We start from the raw sequence: 23,978 nt of genomic DNA, 5'->3' as shown, positions 1-23,978 counted from the left end.
GGGTGCGCGGTCAGTTCCCGGCGCCGAGCTTTGCGCCGGTCGCTTCGAGCGCCTTGGTGACCGGCTGGAAGAAGGTCTCCCCGCCCTTGGTGCAGTCGCCGCTGCCACCGGAGGTCAGACCGACGGCCGAGTCCCCGGAGAACATCGAGCCGCCGCTGTCGCCCGGTTCGGCGCACACATCCGTCTGTATCAGGCCGTTGACGATGTCCCCGTTGCCGTAGTTCACGGTGGCGTCGAGTCCGGTGACGGTCCCGTCGTGGACCCCGGTGGTACTGCCCGAACGCTGCACCTTCATCCCCACGGCGGCCTCCGCGGCCTTGGTGATCGGCTGGGTCTTCCCGTTCCCGAGGGTGACCGCGCTCTGCGGCTTGGCGGTCGCATCGTCGTAGGTGACCAGCGCGAAGTCGGTCTTGGGGAACTTGCTGTCCTTCACGGTGCCCAGCTGCTGACCGCCCTGTTGGGCGGACCAGGTCTTGGAGTCGTTGCCGCAGTGGCCCGCGGTGAGGAAGGCCGGGGCGCCCTGGACGGTGACGTTGAAGCCGAGGGAGCAGCGGGCGTTGCCACCGAAGATGGCGTCGCCGCCTGCGGGCGTCGCGCCGGACTGGCCACCGCCGCCGCCTTGTTGCCCGCCGGCTCCGGCGTCGCCGCCTGCCCCCGCACTGGCGTCGCCGCCTGCCCCCGCACTGGCGTCCCCGCCTGCCCCCGCACTGGCGTCCCCGCCGGCGCCCGCACTGGCGTCGCCTCCTGCGCCCGCGCTCGCGTCGCCTCCTGCGCCCGCACTGGCGTCGCCGCCCGCGCCTGCGCTGGCGTCGCCCCCGGTGCCGGATCCGGAGTCGCCGCCGATTCCCGCCCCGCCGTTGCCTCCCATTCCGCCGTTGCCACCGGTGCCCGCGCCGGAGTCCCCTCCCGTACCGGATCCGGCATCCGCTCCGCCGTTGCCTGCGCCGTTCCCTGCTCCGTTTCCTCCTCCGTCCATTCCTGCACCCGCTCCCGCGTCCCCGCCGTCGTAGCGCCGGAATTCGCCCGCCGACCGTTTGACGGTCACCATCTCGCCCATCTGCCCGGTGGCCTTGGCGAGGGTGGCCATCTTCCGTCCGGTGACGGTCCGGTCGGCGAGCACCACGATTCTGTTCGTCCGGGGATCGATCGACCAGGCGGTACCGGGGACGGAGGCCGTGGCGCGCAGCGTTTGCGTGCCTTGTTCGAGGGCGGCCATGCTGTGGCGTACGACCTTGGCGACCGCGCCCTTGGCCGTGACACGGTCGGCCTCCTCCTTGCTCAGCACGTTCATGACGAGGTGGCCGGTCTTGCCGTCCAGGTACCAGCCGGCCGCCTTGTCCCCGAGGTCCGACTTCAAGGTCGCCGCGAGCCGGGCGGCCGACGGGGCGCTGAAGGTGCGCAGGGTGGGCGTCGTGTCGGTGCTGGCATGGGCGTTGGGCAGCAGGAACGCGGCCGCGGCGATGGCGGCGGCGGAGGCGCCTGCGATGGCGCCGGTGCGCTTGTTCACCTGCCGATGGCCCGCCTGCCTGCGGCTGTGCTGTCGGGGGCTCACGTCACTGACCTCCAGTGGGGGTTGGGGCGGCCGCCGCCGGCGGCCGGAGCAACTGTTGCCACCCAGTCGTACGCAGCCCGCCCGCCGCCGTCTCAGGCCCACTCAAGGTGCGATGAATTCCGCCGGTCCCGGCACCGGGCCCCGTACCCTCCCGCCCGGCGCCCGGCGGTCGATTGTCAGTGCTGCATGCCAAGATTCGGGACATGTCTGCACTGCCTGTCATGCCGCCCGCCGAAGCGAAGAACTCGACCGTCTTCCTGGACTGGGCGCGCCTGCAAGCGCCCGAGGGGGAGGGCGAGGCCCAGGACCTGATCGCGACGGTGACGGACGGCCTGGGGCGTGCGGTGAACAAACCGGGCCGGTTCATGGACGAGCTCAAGCGCCGTGCGGACAGGCTTCCGACGGCGTATCTGCCGTGGTTCTGGGACACCGTCGGCCATCGCCTGGGCCCCTGGCTGCCCCGCCACTCCGGTACGGCGTACGGCCTGGCCCGCACGGCCGAGAAGGTGCACGGCCTGCCGGTCGACGAGGCGTACCACCGGGCCAACGTCCTGCTCTACGCCCGCCTCGGCGCGCTGCCCGGCAAGGAGATCGCCGTTCAGCAGCGGCGGCTGCACACCACCCTCGAAGCGGCCGACGCCCACCGGGAGTTCCTGCGGTTCCTGCGGGCGTTCGTCGCCGGCGGCGGCGCGCCCGGGAACGATCTGCACCGCAGGGTGCAGGTATCGGCCAAGGCCGCGGGGCTCGGCATCGCACAGAGCGCGCAGGCCCTCGGCGACCTCCTGGTGGCGTCGACGGGCCGCCCCCTGCCGGATGCCGTGCTCGACGGCCTGGCGCCGCTCTTCGCCCAGGAGCCGCCGTCGGCGCCGGTGCGCCAGGCGCTGGCGGAGCTGTTCCCGACCTCGGTCACCGACGGCGCGGCCTGGCTGCGGCTGCTGGCGGCCACCGGAGTCGACGACGCCCTTGCGGAGGGCCGGATCGTCCCGGCGGGCGGACTGGGGGAGTGGCTCGGCCGGTTCGCGTTCCACTACTCCTACCGCGGCTCGAACTCCGGGGTGCGGCAGCAGCCGATGCCCGACGAGCTGTACGCGCTGGTGCCCCGTATCGCCGCGCGGATCCGGGCCGAGGGCCGCGAGGTCACCCTGCACCGCTCCCGCTTCCGGCACACGCTCTTCGACGCCGACCTCGTCGACATCTGCCTGGCCAACGGCATCGCGGTGGCCGACCCCGGACCGCGCGTGCGGCTGACGTTCTGCGGCCCGGCGGCCCGGCGCGACTACCGTGCGCTGGCCGCCCACCCGGTGTTCGGGGTCCGCCTGGCGGGCACGGCGTACGCGCCGCGCGCCCCGCGGACCGCCGCGCCGCGGCTGCCGCTCGCCGAGGGGACCGACGCGGCGCTGCACGAGCGGGTGACCCGGCTGCTGGACGCCGTCGCGGACGGCGGACTGGGCGCGGCGCAGGAAGCCATGGCCACACTGGACAAGACCCTCGACCCGCCCGCCATCGCCGCCCTCGACGGCATCGACACCGCCCTGGAGGCCCTCGACGGCGTCGGCCCCCTGCTGCGGACGCTGCGCGCCGGCCTGCCCGAGGAACTGGCCTGGCCCGCCTTGGAGGACGCCGTACGAAGCCTGGGCGGCGAGGCGGCCATCAGCGGTGTGACCTGCACCTGGCCGGTGCTGACCGTCTTCGCCCGGGACCGCGCGATCGCCGTCGACCACAGCGGGCAGCGCGGCTCGTGCGCCTTCGCCCTCCCCGAAGAGGCGGCCGTCCACTCGGTTTTCTTCGTCGGCGGCAGCTTTCTGATCGGCTGGAACACCGGTAAGCGCTACGGTCGTTCCGCGGAGCGTGCCTTCTGGGCCGACGAGCCCGAGGCCGTCTTCACGCCCGAGCACGCGCTCGGCCTGGTCCCCTACGGGGGCAGCACGGACGGTGCCCTGGGCTATCAGTTCGCCACCCCCGACGGCGGCGGCCGCTACGACGGCACCCGGGTGCTCAGGCCGGGCGGCCGCGCCGGTATCGACCACTTCGAGCAGCAACTCGGCGACGGCGTGCGGATCTGGAGCTCCTGCCTCTTCGGGGAGCGGCGCGGCGGCCGCGACGACGCCTGGCGGGAGCTGGACCCCGAGACCGGCCGGCGTACCGACAACACCGCCCTGCCGCCCTTCCTCGCCGCCGCCCCGCCCGCGGGCCTGTTCCGTACGCACGACATGCAGACCCTCGCCCCGCTGCCGCCCGGTGCCCCCGACTCCCCGCTGGGCCAGGTGGACGGCGTCTCCGGCTGCCGGGTCCTGCACTGGGAACACAGCGGCGGCGCCCCGGTGCGCTATCTGCTGGAGGGCATCGACGGACGGCGCGCCACCTTCCGCGTCACCCATCCCGGAGAGGATCCCTGGGGCGTCCTCCGGCTGCCCGAAGGCGGCGCCGAGGCCGTGGTGACCGACCACTCCCCGATGCGCTGCTATGCCGCAACGGACAACTCCCTGCTGTGGGAGGCGCGAAGCTTCCCGCACGGCAAGCGGTCCGGGGCCGCGGCCGCCGACGGGCCGATGCTCCCGCCGCCCGCCTTCTGGCACTTCCTGACCCCGCGGGACACCGAGTCCTCCAAGGCGCTGCGCACGGTCGAAGCGGACGCGGTGCAGGCCCTCCTGGCGGCGGGCACCGACGGCGACGTACCCGACCGCGCGCAGGCGATGCGCGCCGCGGCCGCCCGGGTGCTGCCGGATGTGCGCGACCCCGGTGTCCTGGACGGCGTGATACGGGCCGTCCGTACCGCCGCCCGGCTGCTGGAGCGCCGCCGCGCCGTATCGCAGCGGGCGGCGCTGATCGTCTCCGGCGCCCGGGTCCGCCCCGCCGCCGAGACCACCGACACCGCGCTGGTCACCGCCCTGCGCGACCTGCTCGCGGTGTCCGCCGCCCACCACGCGCCCAAGGTCCCCGACCTGCCCGCCACGGTCGCCGCGATCGCCGCCGACGGTGCCTTCCTGCGCGGCCAAATCGACGACGCCACCCGTCGGGTCGGCCCGCCCGCCCGGCCCCGCGACTGGGCGGTGCTGCTGGGCGACGGCATCGAGGCCGCCGCCTGGCGCTGCCTCGGCCCGGCCACCCCGGAGGAGGACCGCGCCGCGCTGAGCGCCCTGCTGCGCACCTGGGCCGCGTCCCCGTTCGCCGAGCCCGGCAGCTGGCGGCTCGGCCGCGCCTCGGGCGAGGCCCTGCGCCCGCTGTGCGCGACGGGCCGGGCGGTGGCCACCGGGATGGGCGACGGCAGCCAGGGCGCCGCCCCGGAGCCCACCGCGGAGCTGCGGCCGACGGGCAGCTACCGCTTTGTGCAGCCCGCCTCGGCGCCCGCGCCCGAGGGCGCCACCGAGATCCGTACGGTCACCGTCACCCGCGATGACGCGAGCCGCCTGACGCGCCTGCTGGAACTGCTCGCCGAACGCGGCCCGTTGCGCCTGACCCCCGAGGCCGTCGCGGCCTTCGTGGCCCGCAGCGGGGTCCGCCGGGCGGTGGCCGTGCATGCGCTCGCCGGGCTGCCCACCCGGCCGGGCTACGGCGAGACCGGGCGGCTGCTGCGCGCCAAGCCGTTCCAGGCCACGGCCTCGGTCGCGAGCGCCGCCGAGGCGCTGGCGGGCCGCCTCGGTATCGCGGGCCGGATGCGTGTCCTCGCGGCGGGCCTGCCCGACGATCCGGCGGAGCTGTGGACCGACGCCGGGCCGGTGGCGGCCGCCGAGCGGATGGCCGACGCCTGGACGGCACTCCTCGGCCAACGCACCCCGGTGGACGAGGAGTTGAGCGACGAGCTGGAGAAGGAACTGGGCAGCGGCGAAGGCATGGCGGCGGCGCTCGGCGATCCCCGGGGCGGCGGTCTGCTGACCGAGGACCTGCGCCGGGTCATCGTCGCCAACAAGTACGGCTCGCTGTACGTTCACCCGGTGACGGCCGACGGCTCCCCGGGCGAGCGGCCCAGCTATGACACCCCGTACCTCGATGCGGCCTCCGCCCTGTCCTGGGCGCTGACCGAACGCCCCGTCGGCGACCGGGCCCTCGCCGGGCTGCCGGCGCTCTGCGCGCGGCTGGCCGAGCGCCTGGACGCCCCGGACCTGCTCATCCGCCTGCGCAGCCACCGCTTCGCGCTCGACGAGGAGCGGATGAGCGCCCTGTTCGGGCCGGAGCGGTACGAAGTGGTGGCCCTGGAGCCGCCGTTGACCGACCGGGCCCGCCCGCCGATGTACTACGACCAGGGGCTGCTGCTCGTCCAGGTGGCCGGCGGCTGGAGCTCGGTGTTCCTGCGCCCCGCGGGGTTCGGCCGGCCCGGGACGTATGCGGCGATGGCGCGGCTGTGCGCGGAGCTGGGCATGACCGAGCTGCGCGGCGAGATCGAGCGCATACGGGTGCTGCGCGACGGCATCGCCGACCTGGCCGCCCGCGCCGCCGACACCCCCGTACCGGTCGGCGGCTACGAGGCGAACCCGCTGCTGAGTGTGCCGGACCTGGTCGACGAGGCGGCCGGGTCACTGGGCGTGGGCCGGGACGCCGCCGCGCTGTACCTCCAGCTGGCCACTCTGGCCCGTCCCACCGACCGCGCCGTCCGCCGGTGGAACGGCTGGAGCACCGCCCGGCATCGCACCGTCCAGGCCGAACTGGCCGCCACCGGCGCCGTCGTGACCGAAAAGCGCAGCCGCGCCGGGCGGACGGCCTTCCTCCCCGGCGGCTGGACGGAGCTCAAGGCGCCCCATCTGCCCCTGGAGACCGCCAAACTCGACGCCCATCTGGCCGCGGCGACCGAGAAACGCGAACTGGACGGCCCGTTCACCCGTCTGCTGCCGCCGCGTCCGCTGCACGAGATGTTCGCCGAGGCATGGGCGCGGCGCTGAGCAGGTCCGCGGGCCACGGCAGCGGCTCCGGGGTCTCCGGCCAGTTCAGGCGGCGCAGGAAGGCCAGGACGCCGGCGTACCCCTGGGACCAGGAGTAGGGCAGCTGCTGGAAGTCGGGGTGGACGAACAGGGGGGCGTCGTCCGGGCCGTAACTGCGGATCAGCAGCTGACGGGCGGCAGTCCGGGCCGCCTCCTGGAACCGCTCCTGACCGGTGGCCCGGGCCATGTCCACGAGCATGCTGCCGACCCCGGCGATACCGCAGCACTGGCCCGGTCTGCTCATCCGGGGCAGGAAGGCGGCGCAGGCGGAGGCGGCCGCCTGCGCCGAGGTCAGGAACGCGGCCTCGCCGTAGCGCAGATGGGCATGGAGCAGGACCCGTGCGGCGCCGGCCAGTCCGCGGCACCACGAGGCGGTCATGGGGGAGGCCGAGGCGACCTGGCACCCCGCGACCAGCCGCAGGACGCGTTCGGCCAGGGCACGGGCGCGGCGCCGCGCCGCACCGTGGAGTTGCGGATCGTCGGTGTGCGCGGCGACCGCGATCAGGCAGTCGACCGCGCCCGCGAAGCCATGGGCGTAGCCGAAATCCGGGTTCTGTGCGATCGAGGCGCCGAGCGGCGGCAGCACGCTCAGGCCCGGCTGCGCCACCAGCCGCCGCGCCTGGTCGTGCGCCGTTTCGAGATCCCCCAGCAGGAGCGCGCCCAGGCCCACACCGGCGCGGCCGCTGATCACATCGAGTTCCTCGTCCCCGGCGCGGTCGCCGGACGCCGGCGGCACCTCGTGCGGTATGGCGACCCCGGCCGCCCGCGCCGCGGCGAGGAAGATCTCGGTGCCGGTGCGCCCCGAGAACAGCCCCGGCGCCGGGGCCACCCTGTGCAGGGCCGTCACGGAGTGCGCCGCGAGCCGCTCCAGCAGCTCGTCCACCCCCGGCCGGCCGCGGTGGTGCAGCAGCTCCAGGCCGATCCCCGCGCCGCCGGAGTACACCGCCGCGTCCACGGCGGCGAAATCGCCGGGCTCGCCGCCGAACTGGTACTCCCCGACCCGGTCCACGAGCAGCCCGAGGGTCCGTTCCTCAAGCCGGACGCAGACCTCCGTCCCCACCTCCGGGAGGACCGGCACGGCGCGGGCGCGGCCGGGCGCCTCGGTCAGCCAGGAGCCGTTGCGCAGCCGGTCGGCCGCCCGCCCGGCCGTGGCGCGGTCGCCGCAGGTCAGATCCGCGATCAGCGCCGCGAAGCCGGGCCGGCCGTCGCCGTGGACCGCGGCCAGGGTCTGCCGCATCCGGGTACGGGCGAGCGCGGCGGGGGCCGCGCCGGGCAGCGGCAGCACCCCGGTGGCGGCATGGGCGAGCACCATGCCCAGCGCGTAATGGTCGTCCTCGACGCGCGGCGGGCCCTCGTCCGCCAGCTGTTCGGGGGGAGCGAATCCGGGGGTGCCGCCGGGCAGATGGAAGCCGTCCAGCGCCGAGATGCCGAAGTCGATGATGGTGGGGCGGCCGTCCCGCAGCACGATGTTGCGCGGGGTCAGGTCGCGCATGATCACTCCGCGCTGGTGCAGGGCGTGCAGCGTGTCGCCGAGGGCGGCGGCCAGCCGGGCGAAGGCGCGCGCGGCGGTCCCGGTCGGGTCGCTCGCGGGCGGCGGGAGCATGGCGCCGTCGCTCTCGATCAGTTTGAGCAGATGGGTGCCGCCCGCATCGGTGGTCACCAGGAACTCGTCGTCGCCGTGCGAGAAATGATCGAGGAAGCGCGGGATACCGGGCACCGAGTCGCAGGTCTCCAGGATCCGCCGTTCGTTGCGCAGCCGCGCCCGGACGTCGATTCCCCCGGCGGACTCGCCGACGTATGCGCGGGCCTGCTTGACGATCAGCGCCGGCGCACCGGGCCGGTAGGAGCGGACGTCCAGGGCGCGGTAGACGTTCCCGTGCGCCGCCTGGAAGACGCCCTCGACGACGCGGAACCGGCCACCGAGCAGCTCCGGCTCGGCCTCGCGCACCGGCCGGGAGTCGTCGCCCGTGACGAACGGATCGGCCACCCAGGAGGGCTGCCGGTAGGCGAGGGTGGCCGCCGCGTCGAAGCCCTCGCCGCCGGGGCCGTGGATCCGCAGGACGGGCAGGCCCTGGGCCCCGGACGACCAGCGGGAACGGAAGGGGCCGTACCGGTAGTACACCGGCGCCCGGTCGTCCACCCTGCGGTCGCTCAGTACGCGGGGGCCGACGTGTCCCCGGAGCAATTCCGCGAGCAGCAGTCCCAGTTCGCGGACGCGGGACTGCTCGGGATAGACGGTGACGGCCTTGCCGATGGCGGCCGGGTACCGGCGGCCGGAGTTGAGTCGGGTCAGGACTTCGTCGGAGCGGGCGATTTTGAAGTGACAGCGCTCCCGCAGAAGAACCGGAAGCAGGCGGTCCGCCAGTTCTGGGAGCGTGGCCGCCCGGGAGGAGATATGGAATTTCCAGCCGTCGTCGGGAAGCGGGGCCGCCTCGTGCGGGCGAACGCGCGTCCATAACGGGCCGGTGGTCGTGCCGAACCCCGAGAGCGATGCCCTGTCACCCAGGGCCGCAAGCGCGTTCTCCGCCTGCCAATGCGTCACAGTGTGCATCCCTCTCGGGGCCGTGCCCGTCAGCCGGGCGATTTCAGGTTTTCCGCGGACGGCTCAGCCGGTGTGCCCGGTACCGACACAGTGGTCGGCGCATACGCTGATGGGACAGGCATCGGCCTGCACCTCCTGCGCGCCGTCGAGGAACGAGACCTCCGGCTCCCGGTCGAGAACGCCGGCCGGGCGAGGGGCGAATACTGACAGAGTTTCCATGGAACTCCCCAATCATGAGGCGGTGTTCGCTGGCTACCGCTCAGCGGAAAGGACATTAGTCAGCTGATCGTTCACGGGGCCATCCGATTCAGGACATTGTTTTCGGGGCCCTCGTATAGCCCGGACCGGCGCCTCCGTACGGTGCGCATTCGCTTAAGCATTTCGCTTAAGTATTCCGAGGGGGAATGAGTCCGGGACGCGGAAGCGGTATGGCCGCTGGCCGTCTCCGCGGAATACCCCTTTCGGTGTACGACTTTCGATGTACCGATGGCAGCACAAATCCGACCGACGTCGTCACAAACCGGGAGCCGGCCCTTACCGAACCCGGCCTTACCGGACGGCCCGCCCTTTCCGCGGCCGCCCGGCGCCGCCCGCGGCGTCCCCGGGGCGGCCCTGCACCCAGGGGGCGTACAGGACAGCTGTGACCCCGCTTAAGAAAACCTCGATGGACCGACCGGCCCGTGTGCGGGAGATTTTCTGACGCGGACCGGGCGGCCGAAAAGAGCCCCCGGCAGGTCTCTGCACCCATCCATGCACATACGGGGAGCGCCAACGTGAAGGCACTGGTCAAGCAGAAGGCGGAGCCCGGACTGTGGCTCACGGAGGTGCCCGAGCCGGCCGTCGGCGCGGGCGATGTCCTGATCAAGGTGCTGCGCACCGGCATCTGCGGAACGGATCTGCACATCCGTTCCTGGGACGGCTGGGCCCAGCGGTCCATCAGCGCCCCGCTGACCCTCGGCCATGAATTCGTCGGCGAGGTCGTCGAAACCGGCCGGGACGTCGCCGACATCACCCCCGGTGATCTGGTCAGCGGTGAGGGTCATCTCGTCTGCGGGAGCTGCCGCAACTGTCTGGCCGGACGGCGTCATCTGTGCCGCGCCACGGTCGGCCTCGGCGTCGGCCGCGACGGCGCCTTCGCCGAGTACGTGGCGCTGCCCGCGGCCAATGTGTGGGTGCACCGCCACCCCGTCGACCTCGACATCGCCGCCGTCTTCGACCCGTTCGGCAACGCCGTGCACACCGCGCTGTCCTTCCCGCTGGTCGGCGAGGACGTCCTGATCACCGGCGCCGGCCCGATCGGCATCATGGCCGCGGCCGTCGCCCGGCACGCCGGCGCCCGCAACGTCGTGATCACCGACGTCAGCGAGCCGCGCCTGGAGCTGGCGCGCAAGGTCGGCGCGAGCCTCGCGCTCAACGTCGCGAAAACCTCCATCGCCGACGGCCAGCGCGCGCTGGGCCTGCGCGAGGGCTTCGACATCGGCCTGGAGATGTCCGGCCGCCCCGAGGCGCTGCGCGACATGATCGACAACATGACCCACGGCGGCAAGATCGCCGTCCTGGGCCTGCCCGCCCAGGAATTCGCCGTCGACTGGTCCCGGATCGTCACCTCCATGATCACCATCAAGGGGATCTACGGCCGCGAGATGTTCGAGACCTGGTACGCGATGTCCGTCCTCCTCGAAGGCGGCCTCGATCTGTCCCCCGTGATCACCGGCCGCTACCCCTACCAGGACTTCGACGCCGCCTTCGACGAAGCGGCCGGCGGCCGCGGCGGCAAGGTCATCCTCGACTGGACAGCCTGACCCCGGTCCCGTCCCACCCCAACTCCTGGAGAAATCCCCCATGTTCGACTCCGTACGCGACGAACTGCGCACCACCCTCGACGAGATCAGGGACGCCGGACTGCACAAGCCCGAGCGCGTCATCGGCACCCCGCAGTCCGCCACCGTCGCGGTCACCGCCGGCGGAAACCCCGGCGAGGTCCTCAACTTCTGCGCCAACAACTACCTCGGCCTCGCCGACCACCCCGAGGTCGTCGCGGCCGCCCACGAGGCCCTCGACCGCTGGGGCTACGGCATGGCCTCGGTCCGCTTCATCTGCGGCACCCAGGAGGTCCACAAGGAGCTGGAACGGCGGATCTCCGGCTTCCTCGGCCAGGAGGACACCATCCTCTACTCCTCCTGCTTCGACGCCAACGGCGGTGTCTTCGAGACCCTGCTCGGCCCCGAGGACGCGGTGATCTCCGACGCCCTCAACCACGCCTCCATCATCGACGGCATCCGGCTCTCCAAGGCCCGCCGCTTCCGCTACGCCAACCGCGATATGGCCGACCTGGAACGGCAGTTGAAGGAGGCGGCCGAGGGCGGCGCGGGCCGTACGCTCATCGTCACCGACGGCGTGTTCTCCATGGACGGCTATCTCGCACCGCTGCGCGAGATCTGCGATCTGGCCGACCGCTACGGCGCCATGGTGATGGTCGACGACTCGCACGCCGTCGGCTTCGTCGGCCCCGGCGGCCGCGGCACCCCCGAACTCCACGGCGTGATGGACCGCGTCGACATCATCACCGGCACCCTCGGCAAGGCCCTCGGCGGCGCCTCCGGCGGCTATGTCGCCGCCCGCGCCGAAATCGTCGCCCTGCTGCGCCAGCGCTCGCGCCCGTACCTCTTCTCCAACTCGCTCGCGCCGGTGATCGCCGCCGCCTCCCTCAAGGTGCTCGACCTGCTGGAGTCGGCCGGTGACCTGCGCGAACGCCTGAACGCCAACACCGCACTGTTCCGCTCCCGGATGACCGCGGAAGGCTTCGACATCCTGCCCGGCGAGCACGCCATCGCCCCCGTCATGATCGGCGACGCGGCCGAGGCGGCCCGGATGGCGGAGCTGCTGCTGGAGCGCGGCGTCTATGTGATCGGCTTCTCCTACCCGGTCGTCCCCCAGGGCCAGGCACGCATCCGCGTCCAGCTGTCGGCGGCGCACTCCACCGACGACGTCAACCGGGCCGTGGACGCCTTCGTCGCGGCCCGTGCCGTTCTGGGGAACTGATCCGGCCACGCCCTGAGAACCGGCCGGCCCCTGAGAAACTGGAAACATGATCGAAGCACGGCGGCTGCACATCCTGCGCGCGGTGGCCGACCACCGTACGGTCACCGCCGCGGCCGCCGCGCTCTACCTCACCCCCTCCGCGGTCTCCCAGCAGCTGGCCGCCCTGGAGCAGGAGACCGGCCACCGCCTGGTCGAACGCAGCGCCCGCGGGGTGACGCTCACCGCCGCCGGCGAGATCCTGCTCGGCCACGCCAACGCCGTCCTGGCCCAGCTGGAACGCGCCGAGTCGGAGCTGGCCGCGTACGGCTCCGGCGACGCGGGCGTGGTGACCGTCGCGGCCTTCGCCACCGGCATCTCGCTGGTCGTCGCGCCCGCGATCACCACGCTCGCCGCCCGCGCGCCCGGCATCCGGGTCCGCGTCCAGGACGCCGAGGGGGACGCCAGCCTGGTGATGGTCCTCGACCGGCAGGTCGATGTGGCGGTCGCCGTCGAATACCGGGGCGCGCCGCGCGCCGACGATCCCCGGCTGACCCGCGTCCCGCTGTACGCCGAGCCGTTCGACGCCGTCCTGCCCGTCGGCCACCGTCTCGCGGACGCCGCACAGGTGGCGGTGGCGGATCTCGCGGCCGACCCGTGGATCGGCCCCTACACCGGCAACCCCTGCCATGACGTCGTCGTCCTGGCCTGCGAATACGCCGGATTCGAGCCGCGGCTGGAGCATTTCTCGGACGACTTCCGCGCGGTGGTCTCGCTGGCCTCGGCCGCGGCGGGGGTCGCCCTCGTACCGCGCTCGGCGCTCGCGGACATGGACCTGACGGGGGTGGTGGTCCGGCCCGTCGACGGCGTCGCTCCCACCCGGCGGGTCTTCGCCGCGGTACGCCGCGGGGCCGAGGAACACCCCCTGCTGCGGCCGGTGCTGGCGGCCCTCCGGGAGGCGGCGGCACCCCAGGGGTGATCCGGCGGGCCGGGACGCCGCCGCCCGGCCGTGTCGTCCCTTTCGCCCCGGTGCGGCCGTGGCAGGCTCGGCACGGCGGCGGCCGGACGGCGCGCCGGGCGTCCTCCCGGCTCCGGCTCCCGCACGGCGAGGCGGAGGCGAGGCGCATGGCGGTCGGGCGGTCGGGACCGGTCGGCGGGACGCCGGCCACGGCGCCACCGGACCCGGCCGCGCTGCTGCGCAGCCGCGGCTATCTGGGGCTCCTGCTGCTGGCCGCACTGCTGGGCCTGCCCATCTGTGCCGCGGCCTTCGGCTTCCTCGCCCTGGTCCATGAGCTGGAACCGCTGCTCTACCGCGATCTGCCGACGGCGCTCGGCTTCTCCGCCACCCCCGTCTGGTGGCCGCTGCCCCTGCTCGCGGCCGGCGGACTGCTGGTGGTGCTGACCATCCGTCATCTCCCGGGCAACGGCGGCCATGAACCCGCCGACGGATTCGCGTTCGGCGGCCCGCCGCCCCTCGCCGTGCTCCCCGGGATCGTGCTGGCGGCGCTGGCCACCCTCGCCTGCGGTGCGGTGCTCGGCCCGGAGGCGCCGCTGATCGCCCTCGGCGGCGGGCTGGCGGCCGGTGCCGTACGGCTGCGGCGGGACGTACCGGAGCTGGCCGTCAAGGTGGTGGGCGCCGCCGGCAGCTTCGCGGCGGTCAGCACCCTGTTCGGCTCGCCGCTCCTGGGCGCGTTCTTGCTGATGGAGACCTCGGGGCAGGGCGGGGCGCTGCTCGGTGCGGTGCTGGTGCCCGGTCTGCTCGCTTCCGGGATCGGCGCGCTCATCTTCACCGGCCTGGGCGACTGGACCGGCCTCGGCACGTACTCCCTGACCCTGCACCACGTCCCCGAGGCGGCCGCCCCGACGCTCCCGGAATTCGGCTGGGCCCTGGCCATCGGGGTGCTCGCCGCCCTCGCCGGATGCGGCGTACGGCGCCTCTCGCTCGTCCTCAAGGGCCGCGTCATCCGCCACCGGCTCCCGGCCACCTTGGCGATGGCCCTCGCGGTCGCCGCGCTGGCGATCGCCTTCGCCGAGGCCACCGGCGAACCCGCCACCGAACTGCTGTATTCGGGCCAGTCCGCGCTGGGCTCGCTGTTCGACCACATCGCCGGCTTCTCGGCGGGCGCGCTGGTGCTGCTGGTCGTGTGCAAAGGGCTCGCCTACTGCGCATCGCTGAGCTGTTTCCGCGGCGGCCCCATCTTCCCGGCGATGTTCCTGGGCGCCGTCGGCGGCGTGGCCCTCGCCCACCTCCCCGGTCTCCAGATCACCGCCGCCTCCGCCATGGGCATCGGCGCCATGACGGTCGCCGTGCTCCGCCTGCCGCTGACCTCCGTGCTGATGGCCGCCCTGCTGCTGGGCCGCCCGGGCCTGACCGTCCTGCCGCTGGTGATCGTGGCGGTGGTGGTCGCGTATGTGCTGACGGCCCGGCTGACCCCCGCGGCGGGCCCCGGCGAAGGGCGGGAAAAAGGGTCCCCGGGCCGGGCCTGAGGCTCGGCCCGGGGACCCCTTTCGGCGGTCCGCGCCATCCGTTACAGACGGATGATGTTGTTGCACCCCTCCGACGAGCCGAGTCTGGTCTTCTGCACCCCGGGCCTGGCCCTGAGGCCGTGCGTGAGGATCCACAGGGGGTCGTCGGACCCGATCTCGCCCAGGATGTCGGTGTTCTTCTCGAAGGTCCTGCACGAGGTGCTCTGCCGGATGTAGGTCTTGCGGGCGTGCGACTTGCCGTGTCGGCCGCCGCTCGACTGCTGCTGGTAGCCCTCGTGGACCGACTGGGTGCGGTAGTCGCTGGTCCCGCCGCCGGCGTAAGCGGTACCGGCACCGAGCAGGCCGACGCTTCCGAGGACGGTTACCACGACGGCAGCCTTGCGAAGCTTGCGCATGTCATCTCCGATAGATCGAACGGAAGCGATCGGTAAGCGATCAACTTCGTACAGTTAATGGAGGCTAATACGAAAGGTCATGCACAAACTCGGTGACGCGCCGAGTCTCACGACCGCCGCGCATCGGCGCCGGCTCCGCGAACTGGCGCTGTCGGACTTATCAGTTGGCCCGTAAGTCCGACGAATGGCACACATGGGTTACGGCCGGAGGAGAGGCGGCGCGGACGTGCCGCCCGGCGGTTCGTCGCCCCGGTCCTGGCTCTCCGGCACCCGCCCCGCCGTAGTCCACTCCCTCAACTCCCCTGCCGACCATGTGGAGATGACCCGCTCCGGCGGTACGCCGCACTCCTCCGCGCGGGCGCAGCCGTAGATCTGCCAGTCCAGCTGGCCCGGGGCGTGGGCGTCGCTGTCGATCGCGAAGAGCGTGCCGGTCTCCAGGGCCTGGCGGAGCAGGCGGCGGGGCGGGTCGAGGCGGTCGGGGCGGCAGTTGATCTCCACGGCCGTGTGGTGGGCGGCGCAGGCGGCGAAGACCTCGGCGGCGTCGAAGCGGGACTCGGGGCGCTCTCTGCCGGTGATCTGGCGGCCGGTGCAGTGGCCCAGGACGTCGACCAGGGGGTTGGCCACCGCGGCCAGCAGACGGCGGGTCATCGGGCGGGGCTCCATCCGGAGCTTGGAGTGAACCGACGCCACCACCACATCGAGCTGCGCCAGCAGCTCCGGCTCCTGGTCCAGCGCGCCGTCGTCGAGGATGTCGCACTCGATGCCGGTGAGCAGCCGGAACGGGGCCAGGCGGGCGTTGACCTCCGCCACCAGCGCCAGCTGCTCCCGCAGCCGCTCGGCACTCAGCCCGCGGGCGACGGTGAGACGGGGGGAGTGGTCGGTCAGCGCACACCATTCATGGCCGAGATCGCGGGCCGCGCGGGCCATCGCCGCCACGGGGCTGCCGCCGTCCGACCAGTCCGAGTGCAGATGGCAGTCGCCGCGCAGCGCCCGCCGCAGCCGCAGCCCCCGGTCCCCGTCGACCAGCGGCCCGCCCGCCTCCTCCTCCAGCCGCGCCAGATAGTCCGGTATGTCGCCCGACAGTGCCTCCGTCACGACCCGGGTCGTCTTGGGCCCCAGTCCCTTGAGCCGCGCCAGCGAACCGTTCGCCGCGCGCCGCCGCAGTTCGTCGGCGGGGAGGCCACCGATCACCGCGGAGGCCGTGCGGAACGCCTGGACGCGGTAGGTCACCGCGCCCTGCCGCTCCAGCAGAAAGGCGATCCGCTCCAGCGCCTCGACCGGATCCATGTCCACGGCTCCCTGCGTCGTCCACGGCCCCCTCCCGTCACCGTGCCGCAGGATGCGAGCGGCTGCCATCGGCGGCGGCCGCTCCGGTGCGAACCGCGCATTTCCCCCTCGTCCCGTGTGACGTCGTTATGCGGTTATGTCCGTTCTCTGGATAGCCGATAGGTTTCTGTCACAATGCTGTGAGGATTGCGGCGTGCATTCCCGGTAATATCGCCCGGGAAGGGCGGCGGATTCATACGTCGTTAATGCGCGGCAACGCCCCGTTGATAGATGCCAAGGGCAACCTTCGCGGGCCTGTGGTCGCAACCCGTCAGAGCCGCGCAAAAATTGTCGGCCTTCAGAAAATCTCCACATCGACGGCACCGCACGGGCACTCCCCACCGCTGTCCATCCATGGTCTGACCTGCGGATCCATGGTTTGGGGCGGGAATGTCGCGTTCGAGGTAAAGGGCGCGCCAAAACGGTGCGGTCGGGGCGTCGGGAGTTGTGAAGAAGCTGCCACCAAGTCATGAACATGTATCCACGTCACGTAATTCGGTGGAGGCTTGGGGTCCGGATCCGTGGTCGTCGGATTAGCAGACCAGCGCGCCTGCATGCTTTGATCCATCGCACCGCGGAAGTCGCACAGGGGTTCTCGATTTCGCGTCCTGGTACAGCCGTTGCCGGGGCCGGATCGCCCTGTCGGACGACTCGGCCGTAGCTATCTGAAATATGTATTCGAAAGGAATCACCATGCGTGAGATTCAGACCCAGGAGATCGCTGACAACGAGCTGGACAACGTGGCCGGTGGCCTCGTCGGTGGCCTGCTCAACTCCGCCAACGGCACCCTTGAGGGCGCCACCGGCCTCAACCTGGCCGGCACCGCCGGCACCCTCACCGGCACCGTCGAGGGTGCGACCGGCGTCAACACCGCTCAGGTCGCGGGTCTCGCCACCGGCCTCTGAGCACCATGGCATGTCGGCTTCCCCTCCTTGCCGACCTGCCGGCCGGCTGCCCCGGGACACCTGGCTTTCGCCGGGTTCCGGGGCACCCGGCTTCCGCGCCCCGGGCGCGACACCGTACGCTCGGCCCCGCAGCGAAGGTCGGGCGCCTTCGTCGTGTCCGTGCCGTCCCGACAGACCATTGCAGTTGAGGGAAGAGTGTCGTGCAGTTTCGTCAACAGGCCCTTTCCAAACTGCAGTCACCGGAGGACATCGATCTTCCGGTGCGCTTCGCCCGCCCCCAGGGCTGGCTCGTACTGATCGTCACCCTCGCCGTGGTGATCGGCGCCGCCGTCTGGGCGGTGAACGGCACCGTCTCCTCCACCCTCGACGCGCCGGGCATCCTCACCCACGGCCAGGGCAGCTACATCCTCCAGAGCCCCGTCGCGGGACAGGTCACCGCCGTACTCGCCGAAGAGGGCAAGCCGGTCGCCGCCAACGCCCCCGTCCTCAAGGTCCGTACGCAGCGCGGCACCTCCGCCGTCGTCCGCGCGATCGCGGCCGGCCGGGTGACCGGCATGGTCGCCACCATCGGCTCGGTCGTCACCACCGGCGCGGACGTGGCCTCCGTCGAACGGATCGCCCGGCCCGACGACCCGCTGACCGCGACGCTCTACGTCCCGGCCGAGAGCGCCGCGTCGGTCCCGGTGGGCGCCTCGGTCGACCTCACCGTCCAGTCCGTCCCGAGCCAGCAGTACGGCGTGCTGCGCGGCCATGTGCAGGCGGTCGGCCGCAGCACCGAGACCCGCCAGCGCATCGGCACCTACCTGGGCAGCAGCCAGCTCGGCGAGCAGTTCTCCCAGCACGGCCCGCCCGTCGCCGTCCTGGTGAAGCTCGACCGCTCGGCGCACACCCGGTCCGGCTACGCCTGGTCCACCTCCGACGGCCCGCCCTTCGCCGTCGACTCCATGACCATGGCCGGCGGCGCCGTCCACCTGGCCGAGCAGCATCCGATCGATTGGCTGCTTCCGTGAGCGCACCCCAGCCACCCGCCACCGGCGCCCCCGCCCCGCAGCTGCCGCCGCCGGGCCGCCGCCGGCACCGCCCCGAGCCCGCACCCGGCCGCCGCTCCCGCCGCGCCCCCGCCCCGGGTCCCAAGGCCACGAAGGCCAAGACCGTCCGCACCCCCACCGTCCTCCAGATGGAGGCCGTCGAATGCGGCGCCGCCTCCCTGGCCATGGTTCTGGCCCACTACGGCCGCCATGTGCCGCTGGAGGAACTGCGGATCGCCTGCGGCGTCTCCCGCGACGGCTCGCGCGCCAGCAATCTGCTCAAGGCCGCCCGCAGTTACGGACTGACGGCCAAGGGCATGCAGATGGAACCGGCCGCGCTCGCCGAGGTCCAGGCGCCCGCCATCCTCTTCTGGGAGTTCAACCACTACGTCGTCTACGACGGCATGGGCCGCAAACTCGGCCGCAAGGGCGTCTACATCAACGACCCCGACAAGGGCCGCCGCTTCGTGGCGACGGAGGACTTCGACACCAGTTTCACCGGTGTCGCGCTGGTCTTCGAGCCGTCGGAGTCCTTCGAGAAGGGCGGCCGCAAACCGGGGATCCTGGGCGCCGTGCCCGCCCGGCTGCGCGGCACCAAGGGCACCTTGCTGGCCGCCCTGCTCGCCAGCCTGCTGCTGGTCGCGGTCGGCGCCGCGGTGCCCGCGCTCAGCCGGACGTACATCGACATGTTCCTGATCGGCAACCAGACCTCGCTGCTGGGGCCGCTCTTCGCCTCGATGACCGCGATGGTCGCGCTCACCGCCGTCCTGACCGGACTGCAACAGGCCAATCTGCTGCGCGGCCGCATCATCTCCTCCACCCTCACCAGCGCCCGCTTCCTGCGCCATCTGCTGCGGCTGCCGGTCACCTTCTTCGCCCAGCGCAGCCCCGCCGACCTCGTCCAGCGCCTCCAGTCCAACGACGCGGTCGCCGAAACGCTGGCCCGCGACCTGGCCGCGGCCGGCGTCGACGGCATCGTCGTCGTCCTCTACGCGTTCCTGCTGTGGACCTACGACCCCCAGCTGACCGTCATCGGCGTGGGCATCGCGCTGCTCAACGTCGTCGCGATGCGCATCGTCATCCGCATCCGCGCCACCCACACCCAGAAGCTGCGCGCCGACACCGCCCGGCTGACCAACACCTCCTACACCGGCCTCCAGCTCATCGAGACGATGAAGGCCACCGGCGGCGAGAACGGCTACTTCCGCCGCTGGGCCGGCCAGCACGCCACCACCCTGGAGGTACAGCAGCGGCTCGGCGTGCCGAGCGCCTGGCTGGCGGTCGTCGCCCCCACCCTCGCCACCCTCAACAGCGCGCTCATCCTGTGGATCGGCGGACTGCGGGCCGTCGAGGGCCATATCTCCATCGGCCTGCTCGTCGCCTTCCAGGCCCTGGTGACCCGCTTCACCGCGCCCATCACCCGCCTCAACGGAGTCGCCGGCCGCATCCAGGACTTCGCCGCCGACGTCGCCCGCCTCAAGGACGTCGAGTCCTTCCCGGCCGACACCCTCTACTCCCGCCCCGGGTCCGACACCGACACCCGCCGCCTCAAGGGCCACGTCACCCTGGAAAACCTCACCTTCGGCTACAGCCCGTTGGACAAACCGCTGCTCACCGGCTTCTCCCTCGCCGTCGGACCCGGCCGTCAGGTGGCCCTCGTCGGGGGCTCCGGCAGCGGCAAATCCACCGTCTCCCGGCTGATATCCGGTCTCTACAGCCCCTGGGAAGGCACCATCCGCATCGACGGGCAGCGCCTGGAGGACATCCCCCGCAGCGCGCTGGCCGCCTCCGTGTCCTTCGTCGACCAGGACATCTTTCTCTTCGAGGGAACGGTCCGCGACAACGTCGCTCTGTGGGACCCGTCCATCCCCGACGACGCCGTCATCACCGCGCTGCGCGACGCCGCGCTCTACGACGATGTCATCGCCCGCCGCCCCGACGGCATCTACAGCCGCGTCGAACAGGACGGCCGCAATTTCTCCGGCGGCCAGCGCCAGCGCCTGGAGATCGCCCGCGCCCTGGTCCGGCGGCCCAGCATCCTGGTCCTGGACGAGGTGACCAGCGCCCTGGACGCCCGTACCGAACAGACCATCATCGACAACCTGCGGCGGCGCGGCTGTGCCTGCGTGGTCATCGCCCACCGGCTCAGCACGGTCCGCGACAGCGACGAGATCGTGGTCCTCGACCACGGAGTGGTCGTCGAACGCGGGCGGCACGAGGATCTGGTCGCCGCCGGCGGCGCCTACGCCGAGCTGGTCAAGGAGCACTGACGTGGCATCGACCCACCCGTCCGCGGTCACCGGACCCGACGAGCTCGACGCGGTGACGCAGGCGATGGGCGCACTGGGCACCCCCGTCGACTGCACCGGACTGCGCAGCGTCCCCCTGGAAGGCCCGCACGTCCTGTGGCTGGTCACCGGCGGCGCCCTCGACCTCTTCGCCGTGGACACCGTCCAGGAAGGCCACTGGCACTTCCTCGGCCGGCTCGAAACCGGCACCCTGCTGCTCGGCCCCGTCCAGGGCCCGCAGCACACCCTCCTCGGCCGCCCCTCGCAGGACTGCACGCTGCGCCGCATCCCGCTGCGCGAACTGCCGCGCCCCGAGTACGGCCACGAGGGCGGCTACGGATACGAGGACGGCTACGACCCCAACGGGACCCTGGGCGGCGGCGCACCCTCCGCCCTGGAGCACGCCTTCGCGCTGGGCACCGCCCGCAGCCTGGGCGTGCTCTTCGAGGCCCCGCTGGAGGGCCGGCCCGGCGACGACGCGGTCGCCGACGACGACATCCTGTGGATGCCGGTGCCGCCCGGCAGCGTCCAGTACGGCGCCTCCTACAGCGCGGAGGCGGCGGGCGATCTGCTCGTCGACGCCGCGATGTGGCAGCAGATGGTCAATCAGCAATACCGGCTGCTGTCGGCGGTGGACCGCTGGATCGAGCAGCTGGAGCGGGCGCACGAGGACCGTACGGCGGCCGGCATCAAGGCGGGCGAGGCGGTCCGCGAACGGGCCGACCAGGCGCTGCTGGCCTCCATCGGCCGCCAGGACCGCGGCGGCCGCGGCGGATCCGAGGACCGCGCCACCGCCGACGCCACCTTCGCGGTCTGCCGTACGGTCGCCGAGGCCGCCGGGATCACCCTGACCGAGCCCCCCAGGGGCGGCGCGGTCAACGACCGCATCACCCCCGTCGAGCGGATCGCCGTCAGCTCCCGTATCCGCACCCGTGCGGTCCGCCTGGGCCACCGCTGGTGGCGGACGGACACCGGCCCCCTGGTCGGCCACCGTGCCAAATCCGGCGCTCCGGTCGCGCTGCTGTGGCGCCGCGGCGGCTACGAGGCCGTCAACCCGGCGTCCGGGCTGCGCATCCGGATCGGCAAGGACAATGCCGACGAGTTCGCATCGAACGCCGTGATGTTCTACCGCCCGCTGCCCGAGCGGTCGATGACGATGTGGCGGCTGATGCGCTTCAGCCTGCGCAACACCCGGATGGACCTGCGCAATCTGATGCTCAGCGGCCTGGTGACGGTCGGCCTCGGCGCGCTGGTCCCGATCGCCACCGGCAAGGTGCTCGGCGTCTACGTACCGGCCGCCGAGCGCAGCCTGATCGTCCAGGTCGCCCTCGCCGTCATCATCAGCAGCGTCGTCACCGCCGCCTTCATGCTGCTCCAGAACCTCACCGTGCTGCGGATGGAAGGCCGGATCGAAGCCGCCCTCCAGCCCGCCGTATGGGACCGGCTGCTGCGGCTGCCCACCCGCTTCTTCACCGAACGCTCCACCGGCGAGCTGGCCAGCGCCGCCATGGGCATCAGCGGCATCCGCCGGGTGCTGTCCGGCATCGGCCCGGTGGCCGTGCAGTCGGTCACGCTCGGCGCGATGAACCTCGTCCTGCTGCTCGTGTACAGCGTGCCGCTGGCGCTCGCGGCGATCGGGATGCTGGTCGTCATCGGCGCGGTGTTCCTCGCCATGGGCCTGTGGGAACTGCGCTGGCAGCGACGGCTGATCAAACTCTCCAACAAGCTCAACAACCAGGCGTTCCAGACCCTGCGCGGACTGCCCAAACTGCGCGTCGCGGCGGCGGAGAGCTTCGCGTACGCCGCCTGGGCCCGCGAGTTCGCCCGCTCCCGGGAACTCCAGCAGAAGGCCGGCCGGATCAAGAACCTGACCACCGTCCTCAACGCCGTCTATCTGCCGCTGTGCACGCTGACCATGTTCATGCTGCTGGCCGGACCGGCCCGCGGCAGCATGTCGGCCGGATCCTTTCTGACCTTCAGCACCTCCATGACCATGCTGCTGACCTCGGTCACCCAGATCACCGGCGCCTTCGTCTCGGCCGCCGCCGCGCTGCCGATGTTCGAGCAGATCAAACCGGTCCTGGACGAGACCCCCGAGGTCCGCGGCGGCAGCGCCCAGCCCGGCACCCTCACCGGCGCCCTGGAGGCCAAGAAGCTCTCCTTCCGCTACACCGACGACGGCCCGCTGGTCCTCGACGACGTCTCCCTGGAGGTGCGGCCCGGCGAGTTCGTGGCGATCGTCGGCCCCAGCGGCTGCGGCAAGTCCACGCTGCTGCGGCTGCTGATCGGTTTCGACCGGCCCACCTCCGGCAGCGTGCTCTACGACGGCCAGGACCTGGCCGCACTCGACCAGGCCGCGGTGCGCCGCCAGTGCGGGGTGGTGCTCCAGAACGCCCAGCCGCTCACCGGCTCCATCCTGGACTGCATCTGCGGCGCCGAGTCCTTCACCCCGGAGGAGGCCATGGAGGCGGCCGAGATGGCGGGCCTGGCCGAGGACATCAAGCGGATGCCGATGGGGCTGCACACGATGATCGCCGGGGGCGGTGCGATCTCCGGCGGGCAGCGGCAGCGGCTGATGATCGCCCAGGCGCTGATCCGCCGCCCGCGGATCCTCTTCTTCGACGAGGCCACCAGCGCCCTGGACAACGAGACCCAGCGCATCGTCATCGACAGCACCCGCAAACTCAGCGCCAGCCGGCTGGTGATCGCCCACCGGCTGTCCACCGTCATGGACGCCGACCGGGTCATCGTGATGGAGCAGGGCCGCGTCGTCGAGCAGGGCGCCCCCGCCGCTCTGCTGGCCGACACCGGCGGGCACCTCCATGAGCTGGTGCGCCGTCAGCTGACCTGAGCCGTCGTCCCGGCGGCCCGCCGCCCGTGGCGCCCGGCCGCCGAGCCGCTCCCGGTATCCCCGCACAGCACGGCATATCGTGCACAGCGGGCAGCAGCCGGGAGACGGAGGACGAGATGGCCAGTGCGCAGGACCTGTTCGATGCGATGCCGCCGGACCGGCGCCGGAAACTGACCGACATCGCCCGCGAGGTGTCCCTGCCCCGCGAGACCCGCCTGTTCGAGGAGGGCCGGCGGGCCGACCGCTTCTGGATCATCCGCAGCGGAAAGGTCGCCCTCGACCAGCACGTACCCGGCCGCCGGGCGGCGGTCGTGGAGACCCTCGGCCGCGGTGAGCTGCTCGGCTGGTCCTGGCTCTTCCCGCCCTACCTGTGGCACCTGGGCGCGGGGACCACCGGCCCGGTGGAGGCCGTGGAATTCGACGCCGCGGTGGTCCGCGACCTGTGCGAGTCCGATCCCGTTCTGGGCCGGGCGGTGTACCGCTATGTCGCCGAGACCGTCGCCGACCGGCTGCACCACACCCGGGTGCGGCTGCTCGACCTCTACGGTCCCCAGGGCAGCGGCCCGAACATCTGAGGCGTCCGACGCGCTTCCCGACCCGCGGGAACCGCGGCCGCCGCCCTGCCGACTACCTGTGCCGGGCCGTAACGGCGGCCCGCGAGCAGCGAGTCAC

At 72.7% G+C, this 23,978-nt stretch carries 15 protein-coding genes; 10 read left to right on the top strand and 5 right to left on the bottom strand.

Going from position 1 to position 23,978, the window contains the following annotated elements; translation table 11 throughout:
* Nucleotides 1–10: 10 nt before the first annotated feature.
* Nucleotides 11–1,552 carry a S1 family peptidase gene (locus tag B1H19_RS40970; protein WP_237289193.1) on the bottom strand — a complete coding sequence of 514 codons (1,542 nt, stop codon included), beginning with the start codon at nt 1,550–1,552 and terminating at the stop codon, nt 11–13.
* A gap of 203 nt (nt 1,553–1,755) precedes the next feature.
* On the opposite strand from B1H19_RS40970, the gene B1H19_RS07175 reads away from it, so the two are divergent.
* Complete coding sequence (locus B1H19_RS07175) at nt 1,756–6,426, top strand: hypothetical protein (protein WP_237289191.1); 4,671 nt, start codon at nt 1,756–1,758, stop codon at nt 6,424–6,426.
* Here B1H19_RS07175 and B1H19_RS07170 read toward each other — a convergent pair.
* Nucleotides 6,362–9,007 carry a class III lanthionine synthetase LanKC N-terminal domain-containing protein gene (locus tag B1H19_RS07170; protein ID WP_083103780.1) on the bottom strand — a complete coding sequence of 882 codons (2,646 nt, stop codon included), beginning with the start codon at nt 9,005–9,007 and terminating at the stop codon, nt 6,362–6,364. The two genes, B1H19_RS07175 and B1H19_RS07170, sit on opposite strands and share 65 nt — an antisense overlap.
* A gap of 63 nt (nt 9,008–9,070) precedes the next feature.
* Nucleotides 9,071–9,226, bottom strand: coding sequence for a hypothetical protein (locus B1H19_RS38600; protein WP_159028025.1), 156 nt, complete (start codon nt 9,224–9,226; stop codon nt 9,071–9,073).
* A 554-nt stretch (nt 9,227–9,780) separates the two neighbouring features.
* On the opposite strand from B1H19_RS38600, the gene tdh reads away from it, so the two are divergent.
* The 4 genes from tdh to B1H19_RS07150 all read left to right on the top strand — a co-directional run bounded on the left by tdh (nt 9,781) and on the right by B1H19_RS07150 (nt 14,512).
* On the top strand, nt 9,781–10,809 hold the full coding sequence (gene tdh / locus B1H19_RS07165; protein WP_083103779.1) for an L-threonine 3-dehydrogenase: 1,029 nt from the start codon (nt 9,781–9,783) through the stop codon (nt 10,807–10,809).
* 40 nt (nt 10,810–10,849) lie between these two features.
* Nucleotides 10,850–12,049, top strand: coding sequence for a glycine C-acetyltransferase (locus tag B1H19_RS07160; protein WP_083103778.1), 1,200 nt, complete (start codon nt 10,850–10,852; stop codon nt 12,047–12,049).
* Nucleotides 12,050–12,095: 46 nt separating this feature from the next.
* Nucleotides 12,096–13,004, top strand: a complete 909-nt coding sequence (locus B1H19_RS07155; protein WP_083103777.1) for a LysR family transcriptional regulator — start codon at nt 12,096–12,098, stop codon at nt 13,002–13,004.
* Between the two features lie 146 nt (nt 13,005–13,150).
* Complete coding sequence (locus B1H19_RS07150) at nt 13,151–14,512, top strand: chloride channel protein (RefSeq protein ID WP_083103776.1); 1,362 nt, start codon at nt 13,151–13,153, stop codon at nt 14,510–14,512.
* Nucleotides 14,513–14,553: 41 nt separating this feature from the next.
* Here B1H19_RS07150 and B1H19_RS07145 read toward each other — a convergent pair whose 3' ends face one another.
* Both B1H19_RS07145 and B1H19_RS07140 read right to left on the bottom strand, forming a co-directional pair.
* Nucleotides 14,554–14,907 carry a hypothetical protein gene (locus B1H19_RS07145; RefSeq protein ID WP_083103775.1) on the bottom strand — a complete coding sequence of 118 codons (354 nt, stop codon included), beginning with the start codon at nt 14,905–14,907 and terminating at the stop codon, nt 14,554–14,556.
* 198 nt (nt 14,908–15,105) lie between these two features.
* A complete protein-coding gene (locus B1H19_RS07140; RefSeq protein WP_083103774.1) occupies nt 15,106–16,194 on the bottom strand; it encodes a PHP domain-containing protein in 1,089 nt (362 codons plus the stop codon).
* A 732-nt stretch (nt 16,195–16,926) separates the two neighbouring features.
* On the opposite strand from B1H19_RS07140, the gene B1H19_RS07135 reads away from it, so the two are divergent.
* The 5 genes from B1H19_RS07135 to B1H19_RS07115 all read left to right on the top strand — a co-directional run bounded on the left by B1H19_RS07135 (nt 16,927) and on the right by B1H19_RS07115 (nt 23,881).
* Nucleotides 16,927–17,139, top strand: coding sequence for a hypothetical protein (locus B1H19_RS07135; protein WP_083103773.1), 213 nt, complete (start codon nt 16,927–16,929; stop codon nt 17,137–17,139).
* A 200-nt stretch (nt 17,140–17,339) separates the two neighbouring features.
* Nucleotides 17,340–18,149, top strand: coding sequence for an HlyD family efflux transporter periplasmic adaptor subunit (locus tag B1H19_RS07130; protein WP_083103772.1), 810 nt, complete (start codon nt 17,340–17,342; stop codon nt 18,147–18,149).
* The gene (locus B1H19_RS07125; protein WP_083103771.1) at nt 18,146–20,437 is read left to right on the top strand and encodes an NHLP family bacteriocin export ABC transporter peptidase/permease/ATPase subunit; all 2,292 of its coding nucleotides are present in this window, start codon (nt 18,146–18,148) and stop codon (nt 20,435–20,437) included. Before B1H19_RS07130 ends, B1H19_RS07125 begins: the two co-directional genes overlap by 4 nt.
* Before the next feature lie 64 nt (nt 20,438–20,501).
* The gene (locus tag B1H19_RS07120) at nt 20,502–23,306 is read left to right on the top strand and encodes an NHLP bacteriocin export ABC transporter permease/ATPase subunit (protein WP_107426355.1); all 2,805 of its coding nucleotides are present in this window, start codon (nt 20,502–20,504) and stop codon (nt 23,304–23,306) included.
* A 116-nt stretch (nt 23,307–23,422) separates the two neighbouring features.
* Nucleotides 23,423–23,881: a cyclic nucleotide-binding domain-containing protein gene (locus B1H19_RS07115; RefSeq protein ID WP_083103769.1), complete on the top strand. Its 459-nt coding sequence runs from the start codon at nt 23,423–23,425 to the stop codon at nt 23,879–23,881.
* Nucleotides 23,882–23,978: the final 97 nt, after the last annotated feature.

The organism is Streptomyces gilvosporeus (assembly GCF_002082195.1).
Classification (GTDB): domain Bacteria; phylum Actinomycetota; class Actinomycetes; order Streptomycetales; family Streptomycetaceae; genus Streptomyces; species Streptomyces gilvosporeus.
Note: the sequence above shows the minus strand (reverse complement) of the source record. Positions and strands in the feature narration are given on the sequence as shown.